This window comes from Natrinema sp. H-ect1 (genome assembly GCF_041821105.1).
Classification (GTDB): Archaea; Halobacteriota; Halobacteria; order Halobacteriales; family Natrialbaceae; genus Natrinema; species Natrinema thermotolerans.
The window spans coordinates 143,393-159,995 of record NZ_JBGUBA010000002.1; the positions used below are offsets into that span (position 1 = coordinate 143,393).

16 protein-coding genes are annotated in these 16,603 nt (G+C 65.0%); 9 read left to right on the top strand and 7 right to left on the bottom strand.

The genetic code is table 11. From position 1 onward, the window contains the following. Positions 1–91: 91 nt before the first annotated feature. Positions 92–1,321, bottom strand: coding sequence for a hypothetical protein (locus tag ACERIM_RS04920; protein ID WP_373631562.1), 1,230 nt, complete (start codon positions 1,319–1,321; stop codon positions 92–94). Positions 1,322–1,984: 663 nt separating this feature from the next. On the opposite strand from ACERIM_RS04920, the gene ACERIM_RS04925 reads away from it, so the two are divergent. Further along, complete coding sequence (locus ACERIM_RS04925) at positions 1,985–2,863, top strand: helix-turn-helix transcriptional regulator (protein ID WP_373631564.1); 879 nt, start codon at positions 1,985–1,987, stop codon at positions 2,861–2,863. 29 nt (positions 2,864–2,892) lie between these two features. Here the strand turns inward: ACERIM_RS04925 and ACERIM_RS04930 are convergent, their stop codons facing one another. Then, positions 2,893–3,615, bottom strand: coding sequence for a hypothetical protein (locus tag ACERIM_RS04930; RefSeq protein ID WP_049966881.1), 723 nt, complete (start codon positions 3,613–3,615; stop codon positions 2,893–2,895). A 386-nt stretch (positions 3,616–4,001) separates the two neighbouring features. Continuing rightward, the gene (locus ACERIM_RS04935) at positions 4,002–4,997 is read right to left on the bottom strand and encodes a radical SAM protein (protein WP_373631566.1); all 996 of its coding nucleotides are present in this window, start codon (positions 4,995–4,997) and stop codon (positions 4,002–4,004) included. A gap of 114 nt (positions 4,998–5,111) precedes the next feature. On the opposite strand from ACERIM_RS04935, the gene ACERIM_RS04940 reads away from it, so the two are divergent. After that, positions 5,112–6,701 (top strand): response regulator, encoded by a 1,590-nt coding sequence (locus ACERIM_RS04940; RefSeq protein WP_373631567.1) that lies wholly within the window; start codon positions 5,112–5,114, stop codon positions 6,699–6,701. 137 nt (positions 6,702–6,838) lie between these two features. Beyond that, the gene (locus tag ACERIM_RS04945; RefSeq protein WP_373631568.1) at positions 6,839–7,954 is read left to right on the top strand and encodes a DUF373 family protein; all 1,116 of its coding nucleotides are present in this window, start codon (positions 6,839–6,841) and stop codon (positions 7,952–7,954) included. A 5-nt stretch (positions 7,955–7,959) separates the two neighbouring features. On the opposite strand, the gene ACERIM_RS04950 is transcribed toward ACERIM_RS04945, so the two are convergent. The 3 genes from ACERIM_RS04950 to ACERIM_RS04960 all read right to left on the bottom strand — a co-directional run bounded on the left by ACERIM_RS04950 (position 7,960) and on the right by ACERIM_RS04960 (position 10,797). Beyond that, on the bottom strand, positions 7,960–8,802 hold the full coding sequence (locus ACERIM_RS04950) for a polyprenyl synthetase family protein (RefSeq protein WP_049965686.1): 843 nt from the start codon (positions 8,800–8,802) through the stop codon (positions 7,960–7,962). A 250-nt stretch (positions 8,803–9,052) separates the two neighbouring features. Then, positions 9,053–10,009, bottom strand: coding sequence for an electron transfer flavoprotein subunit alpha/FixB family protein (locus ACERIM_RS04955; protein ID WP_373631569.1), 957 nt, complete (start codon positions 10,007–10,009; stop codon positions 9,053–9,055). Beyond that, positions 10,006–10,797: an electron transfer flavoprotein subunit beta/FixA family protein gene (locus tag ACERIM_RS04960; RefSeq protein WP_006180287.1), complete on the bottom strand. Its 792-nt coding sequence runs from the start codon at positions 10,795–10,797 to the stop codon at positions 10,006–10,008. Before ACERIM_RS04960 ends, ACERIM_RS04955 begins: the two co-directional genes overlap by 4 nt. 201 nt (positions 10,798–10,998) lie before the next feature. Between ACERIM_RS04960 and ACERIM_RS04965 the strand changes: the two genes are divergently transcribed. From ACERIM_RS04965 to ACERIM_RS04990, 6 genes are all read left to right on the top strand, one after another. After that, positions 10,999–11,481 (top strand): TRAM domain-containing protein, encoded by a 483-nt coding sequence (locus ACERIM_RS04965; protein WP_006180286.1) that lies wholly within the window; start codon positions 10,999–11,001, stop codon positions 11,479–11,481. A gap of 123 nt (positions 11,482–11,604) precedes the next feature. Then, positions 11,605–12,597, top strand: coding sequence for an MBL fold metallo-hydrolase (locus ACERIM_RS04970; RefSeq protein WP_373631570.1), 993 nt, complete (start codon positions 11,605–11,607; stop codon positions 12,595–12,597). A gap of 87 nt (positions 12,598–12,684) precedes the next feature. Then, entirely contained in the window at positions 12,685–13,038 is a 354-nt protein-coding gene (locus ACERIM_RS04975; RefSeq protein ID WP_172704499.1) for a hypothetical protein, read from the top strand. Between the two features lie 123 nt (positions 13,039–13,161). After that, on the top strand, positions 13,162–13,620 hold the full coding sequence (locus tag ACERIM_RS04980; protein WP_373631571.1) for a Tfx family DNA-binding protein: 459 nt from the start codon (positions 13,162–13,164) through the stop codon (positions 13,618–13,620). Positions 13,621–13,761: 141 nt separating this feature from the next. Further along, positions 13,762–14,547: an SDR family oxidoreductase gene (locus tag ACERIM_RS04985; RefSeq protein WP_049965693.1), complete on the top strand. Its 786-nt coding sequence runs from the start codon at positions 13,762–13,764 to the stop codon at positions 14,545–14,547. 108 nt (positions 14,548–14,655) lie between these two features. Further along, on the top strand, positions 14,656–15,627 hold the full coding sequence (locus ACERIM_RS04990) for a hypothetical protein (RefSeq protein ID WP_373631572.1): 972 nt from the start codon (positions 14,656–14,658) through the stop codon (positions 15,625–15,627). Positions 15,628–15,700: 73 nt separating this feature from the next. Here the strand turns inward: ACERIM_RS04990 and ACERIM_RS04995 are convergent, their stop codons facing one another. Beyond that, on the bottom strand, positions 15,701–16,537 hold the full coding sequence (locus ACERIM_RS04995; protein ID WP_373631573.1) for a ThiF family adenylyltransferase: 837 nt from the start codon (positions 16,535–16,537) through the stop codon (positions 15,701–15,703). Positions 16,538–16,603 lie beyond the last annotated feature (66 nt).

Below are 16,603 nucleotides of genomic sequence, written 5' to 3' on the forward strand. Positions count from 1 at the left end.
TTGTCCTATAAATGCTTGACCACGTATCGATGGTCTGTCGGCCAACCGGGAAAAGAGCAGCCACTCTCGAGTCCCGGATCGCGATTCGTGGTTAGGAACTCGAGAGTATGACGGAAGCACTAGCTCCGTCCGCTGTTTCCGCTCGCAGTTCGTATTCGTCTCCGGGCGGCACATACCAGAGACCGCCGTCATCGTCGGTCGTTCCGACCGCGAAGCCGTCGATGGTAATCGTCGCGGAAACGGGATCGCCTGTTTCCGAATCATTCACCACGACGGTAGCTGGCCCGTTCGCTTTCGTTTCCATGATCGAGAGTTTGAGTCCGTTTTTGACTGCAGTTGTGTTGTTTTTGTTGGGTAACGAAGTCCGATCAAGAATCTGAACTTCTCGATAAATATCACCCGTCCCACCGTCGAGGTATGCCTCGAGATCCCCTTGATCGTGGTTATTGTTTATCTTGTACAGCTTTACCGTTGTGTATTCATTGAACGATGGGGACTGGACCGTTTCGTACGCCCAGGGGTACAGTCCGCGGGCATGATCGTATGCATCCAGAATGTCCTCGAACTGTGTCGACTGTGACGCGTTCCGGTTATCGAAGCGGACCGCTTCGCGGACGTAACTGTCCCCGAGTAGGGAGAGAACGAATCCGTTCTGTGACGTCTCGATGAGAATTACGTTGCCGTTGACGGAGTCGCCGTACCTGTATGCCGAGTCGAGTTGAGAGCGAATTTTCGTTCGGTGCATCTCGAGCTTGTCCCGCTCGTCACTGACCGAGAGTGAGAAATCCTGAACCTGCTCCGATCGCTCATTGAGTTCGGCGAACGCCTCGGAGAGAACTGCTGCTTCCCGGTGATTTCGAAGCAAGACCTGCAGTAACTGTGCGCTCGATAGTTCGTTGCTGGCGTGGGCACGGACGGCGCGTCGCTCACGTTCTTCGAGTGCCTTCGATTGCGCTACCAACCGCTCGTAGCCGTTTTGGAGCAGTTCTCGTCGTTCGGCCGCGGTCGCATCGTCGAACCCCTGATCCACGGTCGTGTATTGGGCGTGATCGACCCGAATTTCGTCGTCCGCACTCGCGAGCGCTGCACCGAGGTCGGAGCCGTAGTCGGCGTACTCGCTTCTGGACGTTTCATCGAGTGAGAGGCGGTTCGTCGTATTATTGACTGTCTGTGGAACCATGCTATTACTGCGCAGTAAACTCTCCTGGTGGAGGGTCTCGGTAGCGTCGTTCGCTCCCGTTGTAGGGGTTGCCATCGCTGGAATCGCCAGCAGCGATAGAACCAGAAGTACTGCGAGGAGGGACGGAATCGCGCGGTTCATCGAGCGACCGTACGTTCCCCTGATACAAAAACTGGTCGCACTTCAGTTCAATCGAATACCGGATTGAATTCGTGCTACCGACGTTTTACCGCCCCTATCAGAGATGTTCTCCGGCTCGGAAACGCTTTAGGACCGGTAGTAACGTTTTATTTTCGATGGAAAGGGTTTTTTCCCCCGGGCGACCACCCGATGGTACGCATGCGGGTATCCACCGCCGTCACAGTCGCCCTCACAATCCTCCTCATCACGACTCTTCTGGGGGCGGTGGCCGTGACACCGGCTATGTCCGCTTCGACACCGGCGTCGGAGCGGGCCGATACGATCGGTGATCGGTCCCCAACGACGATAGAACGGTCGCCAACTGACTATCGCGTGGCCGACTCCCGATTCCGAACGGCTGGTTCACCACCGTCGGCCGTCACTGCCCAATCGGCAGAGCCACTCGAGCGACCCGCTACTCGGCAGGTATTTCGACTTACCGTTCGCGACAACGGCGATGTCAGGTGGACGATCGAGAGTCGCTTTCTCATAACGAACGAGAGCGACGAGACGGTGTTTCGAGAGTACGCCACGGAAGTCACGAATAACCAGCGTAACGTCGGATACGATCTCGACGTATTCGAAGGTTTCCGTCGAACTGCTGAACAGGAGACCGGACGTGAAATGTCAATCGAGGAGCCTCAGTGGGACGATCCGACGGTCATCGAGTCGCCAAACGACACTGCCGTGCGTGACGACACGGCGACAGACGATGTCAAAATCGGTGTCATTTCCTACTCATTCACTTGGACCAACTTCGCCACTGTCGACGGCGATCGGATTCACTTCGGCGACGCGTTCCGAACGGAGGGCGGAGTCTGGCTTCAACTGTACGATGGACAGCGCCTCGTCGTCGAAACACCACCACAGTACGCCCTCGAGACGCCGACGCAACTCTCCTGGGACGGTTCTTACGAGTTTGATGAGACTGAACTCGAGATCGTGTTTATCCAAACCAGTGATTCGATCGTACCGATGTGGGGGTGGCTGATTGGCGGCCTCCTCGTAATCGGGTTCATCGGTGGTGGATACCTCGTGGTACGGCGGGACGGCCGGACCAGCCTGTCAGTTCCGACCGATAGATTGCCATCGATCGAAGCGGTCGGGATCGGCACCAGTACTGCCAGCGACGGGAACGGTACCGAAGCAGCCGAGTCCGATGGCCCGGGGTCGACAGGCCGGAACCCGACTGATTCGGCCCCTTCGGCCGGTACCGGTACCGACGACGATCGCGACGCTGGAACCAGTCTCGAGTTCGAGGAACCGGTCGGGGACGCGGTCGATCCGGAACTGCTGAGCGACGAGGAGCGTGTCCTTCGAATGCTCAAGCAAAACGGCGGCCGGATGAAACAGGCCTCGATCGTTTCGGAGACCGGCTGGTCCAACGCCAAGGTGTCGCAACTGCTCTCGCAGATGGACGACGACGACGAGATCGAGAAACTCCGTATCGGCCGGGAGAATCTCATCACGCTGCCGGGCGTCGATCCGACCGAAGTCGACTGATCGTTCGGCCCGAAGTAGCCGATCCGCGGCTACCGCACGGCTACCGAGTAGTTCTCGCCCGATTCCGAGTCACCGTCGGTCGAACTCGAGTCGCCGTCGCCCGTCTCCGGATTGAACTGAACGTCCTTGCCGACGGCGTCGTAGATATCGTCCCAGTCCTTGTCCTCATCCATCAGGAAGACTTCGACGGTTAGCGACCCCGAGTCGAACTCCTCGAGTCCGGCCGGGCGAACCTCGATGTGGAACGTGCCGTTTTCTTCCATCCGAACCTCGCCCGTCCGCTCGACGAGCTTCTGTTCGTCCTCGTTGATCTTGACGAAGAAGTACGGCTCGCCCTCTACGTCACCGTGTTCCGGTGGATCGACGTTCTCCATGCTGGTGTTGGCGACGACCTCGAGGTTGAAGTTCGAGTAGCCGTCCCCGTTCTCCGCCGGCTCTTTGTCGACGAACTCGACGCTCTCGATTCGGTCCTCGCGTTTGTCCTCGAGGGGTCGGTTCGGTTCTTCCGGCGGAGACCACTCTGCGGTGGTGTCTGTGTCCCCGGTATCGTCTCCGCCGTCCGGGTCCGTTTCGTTCTCGCTTCCGCTCGACTCGACGTCATCGCCGGGGGGCTCGGATTCATCGTCTGCTATGCCGTTCGTGTCCGTCTCGGTGTCGTTCGACGGCTCCGCTTGCGATCCCCCGAGGGCGCTGCATCCCGAGAGGGCCACGAGCAGCGCAACCGCGACGACGGCGACGTTTCGAAGTTCCATCGTGGCTCCCGCTTCCGACGGGGAGACCATTATTACAGCCCCGATAAGCGTCGGTGACTCATTCGACGACCGACGCGTCAGTACGGTTCCGAGTCGGCGGTCCCGTGGTGTTGAACGATGCGAAACGATCCTTATCTCATGCAAAAACCTGCATCAAGACGGCCGCTCGCTCGCGGGCCACTCGTTCCTGGCCCTCACTCGCTTCGCCCGTTCCGAACTGCGCAGCCTCGCGGTCCTTACGCTAGTGGCATCCGTTCGACGACCTGTCCGTCATAGGTCGGATACTGCTCAACGATCTGCGCGCACCTTTTTCTCGTCGGGTTCGCGATGCTCACCACTCCTCGAAAAATCTGCACCAAAAAGACCGCTCGCTTCGCTCGCGGCCCTTACGCTAGTGGCGTCCGTTCGACGACCTGTCCGTCGTAGGTCGGATACTGCTCGACGATTTCACCGTCCTCGAGGTCACCCTCCTCGATCATCTCCTCGAGAAGCCACCAGGCGACCTCGACGTGGTCGCTCTTGACGGTGTAGAACTCCTCGGGGACACCCAGTGCCTCGAAGCGGTCGGGGTCGGCGTACGTCTTGCCGTAGACGAGCGTCCCGTCGTCGGTGACGTCGTCGAACTCGCGGCGGATGTTGCGGGCCATGCGTTTCAGGCGGCGGCGGTGTTGGGCGGCGTCTTTGAACACGGAGGTACAGAAGTAGACCTTCTCGTGGTCGCCCATCACGTCGAGGATCTCCTCGCGGTCGCCGTCGACGGCGCTCATGTGGTCTTCCTTGAGTTCGTACCCCTGTTCCTGCATCCGGCGGTAGTTCCCGTCGCTCATCTCGAACTCGTTGACGTTACAGAACTCGGCCGCGCCCTCGTCGATGAGTTCGAGGAACTCCTCCTCGGGGCGGATACCGGGGATTTCGAACGCGGGGGTCAGCCCCTCTTCGCGGGCGATGTAGAGGATTTCCTCCCACTCGGTGCCGTGGAGATTGCCCCACTGTTCGTAGGGTGGGTGGAACCGGATCTCGTCGAGTCCGGCCTCCGAGAGGCGGCGCATGTTCTCGCGGCCGCCGGTGATGCCGGTGTAGAGGTGAGTGTGGTGGTCCTCGCCGAACTCGTCTTTCAGCAGTTCGAGATAGTGACAGGTCCGGCCCAAGGCCTCTTGGGGTTCGCCGCCGGTGATCGAGGTGCCCAGCGCATCCATGCGGTGGGCCTCGGTCAGGACGTCCTCGTCGCTTTCGACGAGTCGCTCGTTGGCGTAGATGTCGGTGACGTTTTTCCGATTTTCGCCGAGCGGGCAGTAAAAGCAGTCGCGCTGGTCGCAGTAACCGTAGACGAACAGCACCATCTTGCCGCCTTTCGCGCACTGCTCACAGCCCTTCGAGATCATTCGAGGGTACGTACCCTCCCGAGCCTCAAAAGCCGTGCGAAACCGCCGACCCATGTGTCGTGGCACCACACAGCCATATATTATTATGCGATGAGACTGTACGTAACGTAACCAATGTCTCCGGGGATCCGCGTTCTCTCTGTCGATGACGACCCCCAACTGCGCGAGCTGACCGCCACCGTTCTCGAGCGACGGACCGACCAGATCGACGTGACGACCGCGGCGAACGGTCGCGACGCGCTGGCGGTCTTCGACGGCGCGAGCGACGGGGCCGACCGACCGATCGACTGCGTCGTCAGTGACTACGAGCTGCCGGGGATGGATGGCCTCGAGCTGTTCGCGGCGATACGGGAGCGCGATCCGGCGATCCCGTTCGTTCTCTTTACTGGCACAGCTCCCGACGAGATCGCGAGCGAGGCGATCTCGGCCGGCGTTACCGACTACCTCCGGAAGGGGTCGGGAACCGCCCAGTACACCGTGCTTGCAAACCGGATCGAGAACGCCGTCGCGAAACGCCGCGCCGAACGGGCCCGCCGCGAGAGCGAACGGCAACTCGAGCGATACCGGGCCCTCGTCGAGAACGATCGAATCCTCGAACTCGTGCCGACCGCGCTGTTTACCCTCGACGCTGACGCCGTCATCAACTGGTGTAACGACGAGTTCGCCGACCCTTTCGTCGAGGGACGGACGGAACTGATCGGAACGCCGTTCCCGGATCTCATCGATCGCGGCTACTACGACGGGCAGGTGACGACCAAGTACGTCGAGGAAGTCCGTGACCTGCTCTCCTCGACGGCCGACCGCGAGCGGGCGAAGTATCAGGTTCGGTTTCAGTCGCCGGACGGTGAGGAACGAATCCACGACGTCCACACCAGACTCCTGCCGCTCGAGAACGGGGAGTTCACCGGAACGGTACACGCGATTCGGGACGTCACGCGCCGGCGACGCTACCGACGCGAACTCGAGCGCCAGAACGAACGGTTGTCGGAGTTCGCGAGCCTCGTTAGCCACGACCTGCGGAACCCACTGAACGTCGCGCAGGGGCACCTCGATTTCATCGCGGAAGGGGCCGACGACCGCCACGTCGAGAAACTACAGCGGTCGCTCGCCCGGATCGAGGAACTCATCGACGGACTCCTCCAGCTGGCCCGACAGGGAAAAGCGATCGGTGACGAGGAGCGGTTTTCGCTCGCTGACACGGCCCAAGCGGCCTGGGCGACCGTCGACACCGGTGATGCCCGCCTCGAGATCGAAACCGATCCGATGCTGTACGGCGACGAGACCCGTGTTCGATCGCTGCTCGAGAACCTCTTTCGAAACGCTGTCGAACACGGCTCGACGAGCCCTGACTCCCGCCCTCGTCAGGACGCCGTCGAACACGGCGGCGACGACGCCGATCGGCTGACAGTCACCGTCGGCCCGCTCGAGCGAGAGTCCCGGTCCGCCGGCAGCGGCGACCGTCCCGACGGCTTCTACGTCGAGGATACGGGACCGGGGCTGCCGGCCGATCGCGAGTCGTTGTTCGAGTTCGGCCACACGACCGCGGCGGAGGGGACCGGGTTCGGACTGGCGATCGTCGAGGGGATCGCCGAGGCCCACGGCTGGACCGTCGCCGCGTGCGACGGCGACGACGGCGGTGCGCGGTTCGAGTTCCGGGACATCACCGTGCCGACCGGCGGGACGACATCGGCCCGATCGACGTAGGGTCGGTGGTCGACGGGCGTCGGTCGCCGATCCTCGAGCGGAGTCGCGGACCACGACACCCGTCCGCCCTCGAGCCCCTCGAGCGTATTCTTCCGTCCCCAGAAGATGGAAATACCCCGCCCTCGAACGTCCGACTGATGCTGCTGGTCCTCTGTGTCGACCTCGACGATGACCTCGGGCGCAAGACCGGCTTTTCGACGCCGGTTATCGGTCGCGAGCCCGTCGAGGAGGCGGCCGTCGCTCTCGCGACCGCGGACCCGGAGGACTCGGACGTCAACGTAATCTTTCAGGGGTTACACGTCTACGACGATCTGGCCGACCGCGACGAGAGCGTCGAGGTCGCCGTCGTCACCGGCAACGACGAGGGCGACGTCAGCGCCAACCGCGAGGTCGGGGACGAGGTCGACACCGTTCTCGCGAGCCTCTCGACCGGGGAAGACGTCACCGCCTTGGTCGTCACCGACGGCGCACAGGACGAGTCCGTCATTCCGATCATCCGCTCGCGAGTCCCGATCGACGGCGTCCGCCGCGTCGTCGTCCGGCAGGCACAGAACCTCGAGTCGATGTACTACACGATCAAGCAAGTGCTGGACGACCCCGAGACCCGCGGGACGGTCCTCATTCCGCTTGGTATCCTCCTGTTGATCTACCCCCTCGCCCTGTTCGGCTCCGTCCTCGACATGCCGGGGTTCGTCCTCGGGACGACCTCCGCCCTGCTCGGGCTCTATCTCATCTCGCGGGGGCTGGGGCTGGGCGATCGCCTCGACGCGAGCGTCGAACGCGCCCGCCGGTCGCTGTACGCCGGCCGGACGACCCTGCTCGCCTACGTCGTCGCCGCCGCCCTGTTCGTCCTCGGGGGCGTCAACGGACTCGACACCCTCGAGGCGGTCCGGGAATCGACCGCCGGCGACCTCGGGGTCCCGGTCATGCTGGCCGCGCTTCTCAACGGCTCGATCCGCTGGTTCGCCGTCGCGGGGCTGACGACCAGCCTCGGCCAGATCACCGACGAGTACATCGCCGGCTCGCTCGAGTGGCGCTACCTTAACGCCCCCTTCTACGTCCTCTCGATCGCCGTCGTTCTCCACGCGGTGAGTGCCTTCTTCCTCGACCGGGTCGAACTCACCTTCCTCGCGACGGCGCTGACGGCAGGGACGCTGCTGGGAATCGTCAGTACGCTCACCTTCGCCGTCGCGGAATCGCGCTTTTCGGACTCAGAGCGGGAGGAAGACAGGCGAGGCGCGGAGCGAGTCTGACCGCCTTACCGCTCGCGCTCGACGACGAACTCCGCCAGCTCGAGCAGATACTCTCGGGCCTCCGGATCGGCGACCTCGACCCGTTCGAGGGCATCGATCGCCCGGTCGGCCTCTGTCCGGGCGCGGGCATTGGCTGCTTCGGGCGTGAGGTCGGTCACCTGGACGACCGACGGCCGCTCCAAAGCGGCGTCGTGGCCGGTCGGCTTGCCGAGTTCCTCGGGGTCGGCGACGGCGTCTAACACGTCGTCTCTGATCTGGAAGGCGACCCCGACGCGTTCGGCGTACTCGCCGAGCGCCTCGACGGTGACGGGATCGGAGTCGGCGGCGATCGCGCCGAGTTCGGCTGCAGCCCGAAAGAGTGCGCCGGTCTTGCGGCGGGCCAGCGTCATGTACTCGTCCTCGTTTTCCGGCTGGGCCGAGAGTTCGGTCGCCTCGCCGACGCCGAGTTCGACCATCGCATCGGCGACGACGCGAGTGGCGTCGGGATCCGCCGAAAACAGTGCGAACGCCTCCCCGAGCAGGCCGTCACTCGTGATGATCGCCGGTCCGTGGCCGAACTCGGCCCACGCACTGGTCGTCCCGCGTCGGAGTTCCGATCGATCGATGATGTCGTCGACGACCAGCGAGGCCGTGTGGACGAGTTCGATTCCGACGCCGAACTCGACCGCGTCCTCGGCCCGCCCGCCGACCGTCTCGCAGGCCAGCAGGGTCACCATCGGTCGAACGCGCTTCCCCCCGGAGAGCGCGACGTGGCGGACCTCATCGCTGAGCGTCTCGGGCTCGAGCCCCTCGACGACCTCGACGAGACGCTCCTCGATCAGCGCCCGTCGCCGCTCCAGCAGTTCCATCACCCGCGCTTAGGATGGGATGAAAAAGTAGCTAACGGATCACCAACGACCTTTTGTACCGACCTTTTTTCCGCTCGGGTTCGCTTCGCTCACCACTCGCGCAAAAAATCTCGACCAAAAAAGCCGCTCGCTCACTGCGTTCGCTCGCGGTACTACTTCTTGCCCCGGTAAAGTCTACAGTCTCCGTTAGAGCCGTTCAGCGTGTTCCGCCCACTCGCAAAAAATCAACTAAACCGTGGTTGACGCCTGCTCAGCCTTCGAACTCTTCGATGAGTTCGGGGACGACGTCGAAGAGGTCGTCGACGATCGCGTAGTCGGCGATGTCCATGATCGGCGCGTTGGGGTCCGTGTTGATCGCGACGATCGTATCGGAGCCCTTCATACCGGCGACGTGCTGGACCGCGCCGGAGATCCCGATGGCGATGTAGACGTCGGGGGTGACGACCTTCCCGGACTGGCCGACCTGACGGTTCTTGGGCAGCCAGCCGTTGTCGACGATCGGTCGCGAGGAGGACAGCGTCGCGCCGAGCGCGTCGGCCAGATCGCGGATGAGGTCGAGGTTCTCCTCTTCCTCGATCCCGCGGCCGATCGAGACCAGCAGGTCGGCCTCGCTGATGTCGACGTCGCCGCCGCCGACTTCCTCGAAGCCGCTCACGGTGGAGCCGATCGCGTCCTCGTCGATGTCGGCGTCGAACGCTTCGATGGCGGCGTCGCCGGTGCCCTCGGCGGCGGGCCACTCGGCGCCGCGGATCGTGACGATCGCGTCGCCCTCGAGTTCGTTGGTGGTCTCGACTTTCCCGCCGTACATCTCGCGGGTCGCGATCAGGGTCTCGCCGTCGGTCTCGAGATCGACCGTGTCGGTAACGATCGGCAGGTCGAGTTCGTTGGCGATGGCCGGCGCGTAGTCGAGCCCGTTGACGCTGTTGGGCGTCACGACGAACTGGGGTGCGAGGTCGTCGTAGAGCTGCGTGATCGCCTGCGAGTAGACGTCGTGGTTGAACTCCTCACCGTGGGAAACGGTGTGGATGGCGTCGACGCCCTCGCGGTTGAGCTTGTCGGCGAACTCGTCGACGGTGCCGCTGATGACCGCGAGGTGGAGGTCGCCACCGGTCTCGTCGGCGAGCTGGCGACCGGCGGTGATGATCTCGTAGCTGACGTCGCGCAGTTCGCCGCGGCGGTGGTCCGCGACTGCGAGGACGTCCGTCATTGTGCCACCCCCTTGTCGCGGAGCAGTTCACCCAGCTCCGAGGCGGTCTCGTCGGCGCTTCCCTCCCAGGTCGTCACGTCGCTCTCGCTCTCGGGCTCGTACATGTCCGTCAGCTCGAGTTCGGTCTCGATCGTGCTCTCGTCGACGCCGATGTCGGCGAGTGCCTTGACGTCCATCGGTTTCTGCTGTGCCTGTCGGATGCCACGGAGGCTGGCGTAGCGGGGCTCGTTGATCCCGGTCTGGATCGTCAGCACCGCGGGGAGTTCGATGTCGGTCAGCTCCTCGACGCCGCCCTCGAGTTCGCGCCGCACGGAGGCGATCCCGTCGTCGAGATCGTGTTCGAGGTGGTTGACGACGGCACCCCACTGGAAGCCGATGTTCTCGGCGACGGAGACGCCGGTCGCGGCGAAGCTGTCGTCGCCGGCCTGGACGCCCGAGAGGACGAGGTCGGGGTCCTCTTCCTCGATGACGGCGCTCAGAATCTCCGTCTTGGCGTTGACGTCGAGCAGGTCGACGTCTTCCAGCGCGTCGTCCCAGACGCGGACGGCGCGGTCGGCGCCCTTCGCGAGCGCCTGTCGGATGGTCTGTTCGCAGTCTTCCGGCCCGATCGTGACCGTCACGACCTCGTCGGCGATTCCGTCCTCCTGGAGCTGGACGGCCTCCTCGATCGCGTAGTCGTCCCACTCGTTCAAGTCGGCACCGAGGTACTGCTGTGCGATTTCAGTTCCCTCGATTTCGAACTCGTCTTCGACGGTCGCCACCTCTTTGACCGTTACGAGAATTTTCATCGTTTGTCACTGCTACGTCCATACCGTAAACCTTTTCGAAACCGCACGTCACCCAGGCGTCGTTTCGTTACCATGTTTTCACTTTCCGTCGGTGACTGTTAGTGGTGCAGCCTCGCCCCCCGCTCTTTACTTCCAACGTTTCGCCCCGCCGTCGATCCACGAGACGGAAACGGTTTAACGCCACCGCTGGTAGTGGCGTGCATGGCAGACTGTCCACTCGCCGACGACTGCCCGGAGTTCTCCGAACGGATCTCGGGGATGGGGTGTCAACACTACGGTGACCGGGGTGGCAAGGAGTGGTGTAACCACTACAATCAGCCGATAGAGGACCTCAAGACCCAGCCGGTCAAGGCGGGCCAGGAAGTCGTCATCGACGTCGTCGACATGCACGAAAGCGGTGCCGGTGTCGGGCGGACCGAGGACGGCTTCATCGTCATGGTTGACGGCGTCCTGCCGGAGGCTCGCGCTCGCGTCGAGATCACCCGCGTTCACAGCAACCACGCCCGTGCGGAGGAACTCGAGTTGCTGCCGATGGAACCCGACGAGGACGACGTGGACGACGACGCGTCCACTGATGGCGATGCCGCTGACGGCGATGCTGCCGACGAAGCCGCAGCCGACGACGCCGACGGCGGTCCCGAGCGCGAGCGACTCGGCAGCCGCGACAACTTCTGGGGCTCGTAAGCCCCGCGAGTGGACAGTCGATCCGAGGCGGCGGTTTTGCCGCGGCTGAGACGATAGCTGAGCCCCGGCCTTCCGATGTGCCGCTTCAGATAACGTTTTCTCGGCCCCGTGCGATATGACCCCATGGAACGCATCTCGTTATCGAACTCGGCGTTCGAAGGCGACAACAACGCGTACCTCTTCGCGGACGGCCCCGAAACGGCCCTGATCGACACCGGCGACTGGATGGCGACCACGCGCGAACAACTCGAGGCGGCGCTTGCCGACCGCGGGCTCGCCTTTTCCGACATCGACCGGATCTTCCTGACTCACTGGCACCACGATCACTGCGGGCTGGCCGGCGAGATTCAGGCCGAGAGCGGGGCCGACGTATACGTTCACGAGAACGACGCGGCGCTGGTCGAGGGCGACGAGGACGCCTGGGACGCGATGTACGACCGCCAGCGGGGGTACTTCGAGGAGTGGGGGATGCCCGAGGACCGACAGGAGGTATTGCTCGAGCGGATGGCCGACGGCGAGACGACGGTCGAGACGCCGACCGTCACGGCGTTCGAGGACGGGGACACGTTCTCGATTAACGGCACCGAACTCACGGCGGTCCACACCTCCGGCCACGCGGCCGGGCTCAGCATGTTCGAGGCCGACCTCGAGGGCGGCCACGAGGTCTTCTCCGGCGACGCCTTGCTGCCGGTCTATACCCCGAACGTCGGCGGCGCGGACGTCCGCGTCGACCGGCCGCTCGAGCGCTACCTCCGGGCGCTGCAGGGGATCGTCGACGCGGATTACGACCGCGCGTGGCCGGGCCATCGCGATCCGATCGACGACCCCGCCGACCGCGCTCGGCATATCATCGATCACCACGAGGAGCGCTCCTGGCGGGTCCTCGACGCCCTCGACCGGAAGGGGCCCTGCGACGCCTGGACGGTCAGCGCCGACCTGTTCGGCGACCTCGAGGGGATCCACATCCTCCATGGCCCCGGCGAGTCCTACGCGCATCTGGAACACGTAGAACGGGCGGGAACCGTCGTCCGCGAGGGCGGGGAGTACCGACTCGCCGACGGCGTGAGCGAACGCCTCGCAGCGGCCGATGCGGAGCGCTGGGACCTCGAGTACTGAGACGGTTTGCTGTCCCTGTTTTCCCCGTACGGTCGCCGCTGCAATACCGAGAAGTATTTACTCGACACCGAGTTAGGAATGCGTATGATGTGGCAAGACCTCGTGTTCCTCGCCGGTAGCATCCTCTCGATCGTCTTTCTCGCGCCCACGGTTCGGGACGTGACGGCGAACGTTCCGCTCGGCTCGAGCGTCCCCTCGATGACCATCGGGACGATCTACGCGGTGACCTACGCGACGATGGGGATGCGCTTCTCCGCGTTCGGCTCGCTGGGCGTCGCGACGATGTGGTCGCTGATCGTCTGCTATCGCTCGCCCGGTCCCCGCGACGGCCCCGCGAACGTCCTCCGGTTCGTCCGCTCGCTGGCCCGCCAGGCCCACAGTGCCGTCACCGGGACGCCGACCGACGACGACCGCGTCGCGGCCGGCCAGTCAGCCGACTGAGTCTCCGCTCGTTCTTCCCTCGTTCCGTGACCCCGCGCTGGGACCGTGGAAGCTTTGATCCCACCGCCGATTAGTTCACCGTATGTCCACGCGAGCCTGCGGCTCCCGCGGGAGGGGATCGCCGTGATCGACGACGTCGAGGACCTCCTCGCGGAGATCGGCTTCGACCCCGAGACCAGCGTGTTGACCTATCGGCAGGCACAGGTACTCGCGTTGCGCGAGCGGGGCGTCTCGCAGGCCGACATCGCCGCGGAACTCGGAACCTCGCGGGCGAACGTCTCCTCGATCGAATCGAGCGCCCGCGAGAACGTCGAGAAGGCCCGCGAGACGGTCGCGTTCGCGGAGGCGCTTCGGGCACCGGTCCGGGTTCGCGTCGCCGCCGGGACGGACCTCTACGACGTTCCCCAGATGGTCTACGACGCCTGCGACGAGGCCGGCGTCAAGGTCGACCACACTGCGCCGGACCTGATGAAGATCGTCAGCGACGCCGCGGGCTCGGCCGTTTCGGGTCGGCAGATCTCGACGCCGCTGATCGTCGGCGTCACGTCGGAGGGGATGGTCCGCGTTCGCCATCAGGAGTGACGGCGTTGCTATAGTAGCCACTGACAGTCATTGCACACCTGATCGAACGACGGCGTTGCGATCAGTGTGTGAATCGTTTCAGCGGCTACTATAGCTGCCGGCTCCCCGACCCATTTGTAGGCCGCTCCCGTGTCGTCGGGTATGGACTTCGACCTCGACGGCAATTCGGCGCTGGTGACAGCCTCCTCGAGCGGCCTCGGCTTCGCGAGCGCGCAGGCACTCGCCGAGGAGGGTGCGAACGTGGCGATCTGTGGCCGCGACGCCGAGCGACTCGACGCGGCCCGCGAGGACCTCGAAGCGGCGGGAACGGGCGACGTCCTCGCCGTCCAGACCGATCTCACGGACCCCGATGACGTCTCCCGGCTCGTGGGCGAGACGGTCGACGCCTTCGGCGGGCTCGATCACCTCGTTACCTCTTCGGGCGGCCCGCCGAGTACGACCTTCCGCGAGACCGACGAACAGGATTGGTACCAGGCCTACGACCTGCTCGTGATGAGCGTCGTCTGGACGCTCGAGGAGGCCTACGAGCCCCTGCTCGAGTCCGAGTACGGATCGATCACCTGCATCACCTCCCGGACCGTCCGGGAGGTCGCGGACGGCCTCCTGCTCTCGAACTCGGTCCGCCGGGGCGTGATCGGCCTCGTCAAGACGATTTCGCGGGAGTTCGCGCCCGAGATCCGGGCCAATGCCGTCCTGCCGGGGACGATCGAGACGCCCCGGATCGAGGAACTCATCGAGGCCGGCGTCGAGCGCGGCACCTACGACGACTACGAGGAGGGGCTGGCGGCGATGGCCGACGACATCCCGGCGGATCGCATCGGCGACCCGCGGGAACTCGGCGACGTCGTCGCCTTCCTTTCGAGCCCGCGGGCGAGTTTCGTCAACGGGGCCGAAGTCCCCATCGACGGCGGGCTATTGCGGAGTTGAGACCTGTCCGCGAGGCCGGACCGACCGATCGCCGTGCCCGCGACCCGACAGCCGGCTCCCGATTCTCCGAATCGTAACCCTCTCGGACCCCCTCGGGAGAGTGGGAGTGTGTACGGTCCGATTCGACTCGCCGGCTACCTCGCGCTGCTCGTGACGCCGGCCGCGTTGCTCCTCGGTGCCGTCCGTGCGCCGCCCGACCTCCACGCCGGAGCGGTCTGGGTGCCGCTCGGCGTCGGGCTCGCCGGGACCGTCGTCGCCGCGACGGAGCGACGGCGACTCTCGAGACTCGAGGGGAGCGGGCTCGCTCGAGCGGACGCCGTCAACGCGCTCGCGGTCGCAGCCGCAGCGGTCGTCACGTACGTCCTGAGCGTTCGCGCTGGCCTCGGCCCGGTCGTGGCCGCCGCCGCGGTCGGGTTGCTCGTCGGGGTTGGCCTCCCCCGGATCGACGGCCCGGCCTACTGCGGGACGTTCGTCGGAATGGCCTCGCCGGCGGTGTTTCCCTCCCTCGAGCCGGTCGCGGTCGCGGGCGTGATCGCCGGGCTCGCGTTCGTCGCGACGGCCGGCTCGTTCGACGGCTTCGGCGGCAAGTACGGGACGATCGCGCTCTTTGGCTGCATCACGACGGTTGCCCTGCTCGACGTTGACTACGCCGCCGCCAGCGCGCTCGAGCCGCGCCTCGCCCCGGCAGTCGTCCTCGTCGCCGGCGTCGCGGCGGTCGCGACCGTCGCGCTCCGGACCCGCGGTGGGGCCAGCTCCGTCGTCGCCTCTGCCGCGGTCGGGCTCGTCGCCGGCATCGCGTTCCCCCCGCTCTTTCCGTCGCTCGGGTCGACGCTGGCCGTGGTCGCCTTCTGTGCCTCGTTCGTCGGGATGTCGGGCGACGAGCGGCTGGCGACCACCGGACAGGTCGCCGCCGCCGGCTGCCTCTGTGGCCTCGTCTACTTCGCGGTCGCGCCGTCCCTGTCCGGGGCGGGCGGCAAGCTCGGGACCACCGCGTTCGCCTCCTGTCTCGCCGTCGCCGGCACGTTGCGACTGCCCGCCGTCGTCCGATCGAGACTCGGCCGCACCGCCTCGAGCGGGTGACGGTGGAGCCGGTTTCACCTTTGCGACCGGACTGCATGCCGACTCGAGGAGTACGTTGAATGGCCGTCAGAACTCAGTCGGCCGAAATCTCGCAGGTCCCCTCGTAGGCCACGTCCGAGACCGACTCGATCTCGGGGTCGTCGCCACAGACCGGACAGGCCGGGTTCGGCTGCACGGGCACCTCCTCGAAGCTCATGTCCATCGCGTCGTACAGCAGGAGCCGTCCCTCGAGCAGGTCGCCTTTCCCGAGCAGGTATTTGACGACCTCGGTGGCCTGAATGCAGCCGACGGTTCCGGGGAGGACGCCGAGGACGCCGGTCGTCGCGCAGTCGGGGACGGTACCGGGTTCGGGGGCTTCGGGGAAGATACACCGGTAACACGGCCGCGGCTCGTCGCCGCCGCGTTCGTTCGTGAAGGAGGTGAGCTGGCCCTCGAAGCGGTAGATCGCGCCGTGAAACAGCGGCGTTTCGGTGAGGACGCAGTGGTCGTTCAGCAGGTACCGGGTAGCGAAGTTGTCGCTGGCGTCTAACACGATGTCGTAGTCGGCAACGAGGTCCGCGACGGTGTCGGCCGTGACGCGAGTCTCGTGGGTCTCGACGGTGATATCGGGATTCAGCGCCGCGACGTAGTCGGCCGCGCTGTCGACCTTCGGTCGCCCCACGTCGTCGTCGCCGTGGACGATCTGGCGTTGCAGGTTCGAGCGCTCGACGACGTCGTCGTCGACGATCCCCAACCGGCCGACGCCGGCGGCCGCGAGATACTGGATCGCCGGCGATCCCAGCCCGCCCGCGCCGACGATCAGCACCGACCCCTCGAGCAGCCGCTGTTGGCCCTCCGGACCGATCTCGTCCATGATCACGTGTCTCGAGTAGCGATCGAGTTGGGTCGCGTCCAGACGCAGGTCGCTCATACGTCGTCGTAGGCTCGAGAGCGAGAAAAGTCCGCGGGTCGACTCGAGAGGGGGCGACGGCTGGCC

Coding starts and splice junctions, on each gene's coding strand:
- ACERIM_RS04920 (WP_373631562.1), bottom strand. CDS start 1,321: ATGAACCGCGCGATTCCGTCCCTCCTCGCAGTACTTCTGGTTCTATCG.
- ACERIM_RS04985 (WP_049965693.1), top strand. CDS start 13,762: ATGGACTTCGACCTCGACGGCAATTCGGCGCTGGTGACAGCCTCCTCG.
- ACERIM_RS04965 (WP_006180286.1), top strand. CDS start 10,999: ATGGCAGACTGTCCACTCGCCGACGACTGCCCGGAGTTCTCCGAACGG.
- ACERIM_RS04935 (WP_373631566.1), bottom strand. CDS start 4,997: ATGATCTCGAAGGGCTGTGAGCAGTGCGCGAAAGGCGGCAAGATGGTG.
- ACERIM_RS04995 (WP_373631573.1), bottom strand. CDS start 16,537: ATGAGCGACCTGCGTCTGGACGCGACCCAACTCGATCGCTACTCGAGA.
- ACERIM_RS04960 (WP_006180287.1), bottom strand. CDS start 10,797: ATGAAAATTCTCGTAACGGTCAAAGAGGTGGCGACCGTCGAAGACGAG.
- ACERIM_RS04975 (WP_172704499.1), top strand. CDS start 12,685: ATGTGGCAAGACCTCGTGTTCCTCGCCGGTAGCATCCTCTCGATCGTC.
- ACERIM_RS04930 (WP_049966881.1), bottom strand. CDS start 3,615: ATGGAACTTCGAAACGTCGCCGTCGTCGCGGTTGCGCTGCTCGTGGCC.
- ACERIM_RS04925 (WP_373631564.1), top strand. CDS start 1,985: ATGTCAATCGAGGAGCCTCAGTGGGACGATCCGACGGTCATCGAGTCG.
- ACERIM_RS04950 (WP_049965686.1), bottom strand. CDS start 8,802: ATGGAACTGCTGGAGCGGCGACGGGCGCTGATCGAGGAGCGTCTCGTC.
- ACERIM_RS04945 (WP_373631568.1), top strand. CDS start 6,839: ATGCTGCTGGTCCTCTGTGTCGACCTCGACGATGACCTCGGGCGCAAG.
- ACERIM_RS04940 (WP_373631567.1), top strand. CDS start 5,112: ATGTCTCCGGGGATCCGCGTTCTCTCTGTCGATGACGACCCCCAACTG.
- ACERIM_RS04955 (WP_373631569.1), bottom strand. CDS start 10,009: ATGACGGACGTCCTCGCAGTCGCGGACCACCGCCGCGGCGAACTGCGC.
- ACERIM_RS04970 (WP_373631570.1), top strand. CDS start 11,605: ATGGAACGCATCTCGTTATCGAACTCGGCGTTCGAAGGCGACAACAAC.